At 77.0% G+C, this 6,361-nt stretch carries 1 protein-coding gene; it reads left to right on the top strand.

Going from position 1 to position 6,361, the window contains the following annotated elements:
• Window positions 1-6,361 (top strand): SDR family NAD(P)-dependent oxidoreductase (locus tag ACFWIS_RS40210; RefSeq protein WP_380463891.1); only part of this gene is annotated, 6,361 nt, incomplete at both ends.

The raw sequence follows: 6,361 nt of genomic DNA, 5'->3' as shown, positions 1-6,361 counted from the left end.
CCTCCTCACCACCGGCCACACCCACTTCATCGAAACCAGCCCCCACCCCGTCCTCACCACCCCCATCCAACAAACCGCCGACACCACCGACACCGGTACGGAGACCGTCACCACCGGCACCCTGCACCGCAAGCGGCCGGGCTGGACGGCGTTCCTCACCTCGATGGCGCGGCTGCACACCGTCGGCGCGGACGCCGACTGGGCCCGGCTCTTCGAGGACGCGCAGCCCCGGCGGGTCTCCCTGCCGACCTACCCCTTCCAACGGCGCCGCCACTGGCTGGAGCCCGGAACCGCTCGGCGGACCACGGCCGACACGCCGCCCGACGGACCGGCCGAGGACCCGGGCGAGCAGGAGCGGGACACCGCCGCCCCACCCGCGGCGTCCGAGGCACTGACCGCGCTGCCGCCCGCCGAACGGCGCCGCGCGCTGCTGGACCTGGTGCACCGGAACGCGGCCGCCGTCCTCGGCCACACCGGCGACGAGGAGCCCGCCTCCGGACGCTCGTTCAAGGAACTCGGCTTCGACTCCTCGCTCGCCGTGGAACTGCGGAACCGGCTGGTGACGGCGACCGGCCTGGAGCTGCCCGCCGCGCTGCTGTTCAACCACCCGACGCCGCAGCTCCTCGCCGAACACCTGCGCGACCGCCTCGCCGAGGCGCCCCCCACCGCCGCGCCCACGGCCGGGCACCGGCCCGGCCACCCGGCGAACGGGCCGGCCGCGGACGCCGACGACCCGATCGCGATCGTCGGAATGGCCTGCCGCTACCCCGGCGGCGTGCGCACACCCGAGCAGCTGTGGCGGCTGGTGGAGACCGGGACGGACGCGACCTCCGACTTCCCGGACAACCGGGGCTGGGACCTCGACGCCCTGTTCGACCCGGAGTCGGCGGCCTCCGGCACCTCCTCCGTGCGCCGTGGCGGGTTCCTCCCCGACGCCGACCGGTTCGACCCCGCGTTCTTCGGCATCAGCCCGCGCGAGGCACAGGCGATGGACCCCCAGCAGCGGGTGCTGCTGGAGGTGTCCTGGGAAGCCCTGGAGCGGGCCGGCATCGACCCGTTGTCGCTGGGCCGGAGCCAGACCGGGGTGTTCGTCGGCGCGATGTCCCAGGAATACGGGCCCCGGCTGACCGAGGGCGCCGAAGGCCTGGAGGGCTTCCTGCTGACCGGCACGACGGCGAGCGTCGCGTCCGGCCGGATCGCCTACACCCTGGGGCTCCAGGGCCCCGCGCTCACCGTGGACACCGCCTGCTCGTCCTCACTGGTGGCCCTGCACCTCGCGGCCCGGGCCCTGCGCAACGGGGACTGCCCGCTGGCGCTCGCGGGCGGCGTGGCCGTGATGGCCACCCCCGGGATCTTCGTCGAGTTCAGCCGGCAGCAGGGGCTGTCCGCCGACGGGACGTGCAAGGCGTTCTCCGACGCCGCGAACGGCACCGCCTGGGCCGAGGGCGCCGGGATGCTGGTGCTGGAGCGGCTCTCGGACGCCCGGCGCAACGGCCACCGCGTCCTCGCCCTGATCCGCGGCTCCGCCGTCAACTCCGACGGAGCGAGCAACGGGCTGACCGCGCCCAACGGGCCGTCCCAGGAAAGGGTGATCCGCCAGGCGCTCGCCGACGCCGGGCTCGGGCCCGCCGACGTGGACGCCGTCGAGGCGCACGGCACCGGCACCAGGCTCGGCGACCCCATCGAGGCCCAGGCCCTGATCGACACCTACGGACGGAACCGGCCCGCCGACGCCCCGCTGTGGCTGGGGTCCCTGAAGTCCAACATCGGGCACGCGCAGGCCGCGGCGGGCGTCGGCGGCCTGATCAAGATGGTGATGGCGCTGCGCCACCGGTCGCTGCCCCGCACCCTGCACGTGGACCGGCCGACCCGTCAGGTCGACTGGTCGGCGGGCACCGTACGGCTGCTGACCGAGGCGCGGCCGTGGCCCGACACGGCCGTCCGGCGGGCGGCGGTGTCGTCGTTCGGGATCAGTGGCACCAACGCGCACCTGGTACTCGAAGAGGCCCCCGACGCCTCCGACGTCCCCGGCGTCCACGTGGTCCGCGAACCGGCGGCCGACGGGACGGGCAACAGCGGGACCGGCACCATCGGGACCGGCACCATCGGGACCGGGAAGGACGGCGACCGCCTGCCGCTCGCGGTCGGCACCGACACCACCGTGCCGTGGCTCGTCTCGGCGCCCGACGAACAGGGCCTGCGCGCCCAGGCCGACCTGCTGCGCCGCCACCTCGACACCGCGCCGGACCACGCGCTGGCCGGCATCGGCCGGGCACTCGCCACCGGCCGCCCCGCGTTCGCCCACCGCGCCGTCCTCACCGGCACCGATCGGGCCGCCCTGGCCGCCGCCCTGGCCGCGCTCGCGGACGGCGAGCCGGCGCCCGGCGTCGAGCGGGGCACGGCAGCCGACCGGGGCAAGGTCGTGTTCGTCTTCCCCGGGCAGGGCTCGCAGTGGGCCGGCATGGCCGCCGGGCTGATGGAGTCCTCGCCGGCCTTCCGGACGGAACTCCTCGCCTGCGCCGACGCCCTCCAGCCGTACCTGGACTGGTCGGTGCGCGACGTCCTGGCCGGGGTACCGGGTGCTCCCGGGATGGACCGGTCGGACGTGATCCAGTGCACGACGTTCGCGGTGGTGGCGGCCCTCGCCGCGCTCTGGCGGGCCGCGGGGGTGGAACCGGACGCGGTGATGGGCCACTCCCAGGGGGAGATCGCCGCCGCGTACGTCGCCGGCGCGCTGTCGCTGCCGGACGCCGCGCGGGTGGTCGCGCTGCGCGGAAGGGAGCTGCTGCCGCTCGCGCACACCGGCGGCCTGCTGTCGGTGGCCCGCTCGCTGGACCAGGTGACCGGACTGATCGCCCGCTGGGACGGCCGGCTGACCGTTGCCGCGCTGAACGGCCCGTCCTCCACCGTCGTCGGCGGCGACCTCACCGCCCTGGAAGAGCTGGCCGCGCACTGCGCCGAGGCCGGCGTCTGGGCCCGTCGGGTGCCCATCGACTACGCCTCGCACACCGCGCACGTGGAGGCCATCCGGGACCGGCTGGCGGAGGTGCTCGCGCCGATCGCCCCCCGCGCGCCGCGGACCGCCTTCCGCTCCACCGTGCAGGGGGTCCGGCAGGAGCCGTTCGAGACCGGCGCCGAGTACTGGTACCGCAACCTGCGCCACCGGGTCGAGTTCGAGCCGGTGATCCGGGAGCTGGCGGCCGAGGGCTACCGCACCTTCATCGAGATCAGCCCGCACCCGGTGCTGACCCAGGCGATCGAGCAGACCGTGGAGGCGGCGGGCGCCGCCGGCGCCGTGGTCGCCGAGTCGCTGCGCCGCGACGACGGCGGCTGGGACCGGTTCGCGGCGGCGCTCGGCCGGGTGCACACCCAGGGCGTGCGGGTCGACTGGCGGGCCGTCCTGCGCGACGCCCCGGCGGACCCCGTCGACCTGCCGACCTACCCGTTCCAGCGGCAGCGCTACTGGATCGAACCGGCCGCGCGCGGCGCCAACGCCCTCGGGCACCGGTTCCTGGACACCGTGACCGAGCTCGCCGACGGCGACGGGCACGTGTTCACCGGACGGCTGTCCACCGCGGCCCGGCCCTGGCTGGCCGACCACGCGATGCGCGGCACCGTCCTGCTGCCCGGCACCGCGCTGCTGGACCTCGCCGTCCGGGCCGGGGCGGAGGTGGGCTGCGGCACGGTCGACGAACTCACCCTGGAGGCGCCGCTCGCCGTCCCCGAGGACGGCGAGGTCCGGCTCCAGGTCGTCGTGGGCACCACCGACGAGGCCGGACGCCGCCCGGTGCGGCTGTACTCGCGGCAGGGCGGCGCGGAGTGGACGCGGCACGCGGCCGGGTTCGTCTCGGCCGGTGCGGCGGGCGGCCCCGGTGCGGGTGCGGACGTGTTCCCGGGTGCGGAGTGGCCGCCGCCCGGGGCCACCGAGCTCGACGTCGCCGAGCTGTACGACCGCCTCCACGAGCAGGGCTACGAGTACGGACCGGCGTTCCGGAACGTCCGGGCCGCCTGGCGGCTGGGCGAGGAGCTGTTCGCCGAGGTGACCGTCCCGGCGGAGCTGCGGACGGACACCGGGCGGGGCGCCCCGCACCCCGCGCTGCTCGATGCCGCACTGCACCCGCTGGCCGCCACCGGGCTGCTCCGGGAGGACTCCGGGCAGATGTTCCTGCCGTTCGCCTGGACCCGCTTCGCGACCGGGTCGGCGGCGGAGGCCGGCCCCGGCGCGGGTGCGGGCTCCGGTTCGGCCTCGGGTTCGCGTCCGGGTTCGGCCTCGGGTTCGGCCTCCTCGGTGGGAGAACCGCTGCGCGTCCGGCTGACCCCGGCCGGAGCCGACACCGTCGAGTTGACCGTCACCGACGAGACCGACAGCTCGGTGCTCGCCGTCGGCACCCTCGCGCTGCGGCCCGTCGCCGTCGAACGGCTCGCCCCCGTCCGAACCGTACGGGACCTGTACGCGGTGGAGTGGCGGCCGCTGCCGCTCGGCGCACCCGAGGCCGCCCGGTGGGCCGTCCTCGGACGCGCGCGGCCGGTGGACGGCCCGGCCGCACACTCCTACCCGGACCTCGCCGCGCTGCGCGAGGCGGTCGCCGGCGGCGCCCCCGTCCCCGACCTGGTCCTCGCCGGACCGCTGCACGCCGACGGCGCCGGACCGGACGACGCCGGACCGGATGATGCCGGACCGGACGACACGGCACCCGGCACCCCTGCCGACTCCGCGCACCGGCTCACCGGGCAGGCGCTGACGCTCGTCCAGGAGTGGCTCGCCGACGAACGCCTCGCCGACGCGCGACTGGTGATCACCACCCGCGGCGCGACCGCCGTGGACGACACGGCGCCGGCCCCCTCCCCGGCGACCGCCGCCGTCTGGGGCCTCATCCGGTCCGCGCAGACCGAGCACCCCGACCGGATCGTCCTGCTCGACCTGGACGACGACCCGGCCTCGGCCCGCGCCGTCCCCGCCGCCGTCGGCACCGGCGAACCCCAACTGGCCCTCCGGGCCGGGACGGTGAAGGTCCCGCGGCTGGCCCCGCTCACCACGGCCGGGCCGCCCGGAGATCGCCCGACGCCCGACGGCACGGCGCCCGGCGCCCCCGCCCTCGACGGCACCGGCATCGGAGGCGCCGCCCTCGACGGCACCGTGCTGCTCACCGGCGGCACCGGCGGCCTCGGCGCCCTGGTCGCCCGGCACCTGGTGACCGCCCACGGGGTACGGCACCTCGTCCTGGTCAGCCGCCGCGGCCCCGCCGCCGACGGCTCCGCCGAACGGGCGGAGGAACTGCGCGCCCTGGGCGCCGAGGTCACCGTCACCGCCGCCGACGCCGCCGACCCCGAGGCGCTGGCCGCGGTGCTGGCCGCCGTCCCGGCCGACCGACCGCTGCGCGCCGTCGTCCACCTCGCCGGCGTCCTCGACGACGGGACCGTCACCTCCCTCACCCCCGAGCGGACCGACGCCGTCCTGCGCCCCAAGGCGGACGCGGCCTGGAACCTGCACGAACTCACCCGGGAGCTGCCGCTCACCGCGTTCGTGCTGTTCTCCTCCGCGATCGCCACCCTGGGCGGCGCCGGCCAGGCCAACTACGCGGCCGCCAACGCCTTCCTCGACGCCCTCGCCCAGCACCGCCGTGCCTCCGGCCTGCCCGCCGTCTCGCTCGGCTGGGGCCTGTGGGCCGACTCCGCCGGAATGGCGGGGCGGATCAGCGACTCCGACCAGGCGCGGCTGCGCCGCGGCGGCCTCGCCGCGATGCCCGCCGAGGACGCGCTCGCCCTGTTCGACGCCGCGCTCGCCGCGGGCCGGCCGGTCGCGCTGCCCGCCCGGCTCGACCTCGCGGCGGTCCGGACGGAGCACGACCGGGGCGAGATCCCCCCGCTGCTGCGCCGTCTGCTGCCCCGCACCGGCGGGCCGGGCGGCGCCCGCACCACCAGCGCACGGCCCGCCGCGTCCGCCCGGAGGATCGCCGAACTGCCCCCGGCCGAGCGGGAGGCGGCGCTGCTCGACCTCGTCCGCGCCAAGGCCGCCGAGGTGCTCGGCCACGACGACCCCGCCACCGTCGAACCGGACCGGGCCCTGCGCGAGCAGGGTCTCGACTCCCTCACCACCGTCGAACTGCGCAACCGCGTCAACGCGGCCACCGGCCTCCGGCTGCCCGCCACGGTGGTGTTCGAGCACCCGACCGCCACCGCGCTCGCCCGGTACCTCGGCGAGCGGATCACCGGCACCGGCCGCACCGACGACGTCACGGCCACCCGGGTACGGAACGAGGAGCCGATCGCGATCGTGGGCATGGCCTGCCGCTACCCCGGCGGCGTCCGCTCCCCCGAGGACCTGTGGCGACTGGTGACCGACGGCGTCGACGCGATCGGC

Origin of the sequence: Kitasatospora sp. NPDC127060, assembly GCF_042724935.1 — a bacterium.
Taxonomy (GTDB): Bacteria; Actinomycetota; Actinomycetes; order Streptomycetales; family Streptomycetaceae; genus Kitasatospora.
This window is presented reverse-complemented; position numbering and strand designations above follow the sequence as displayed.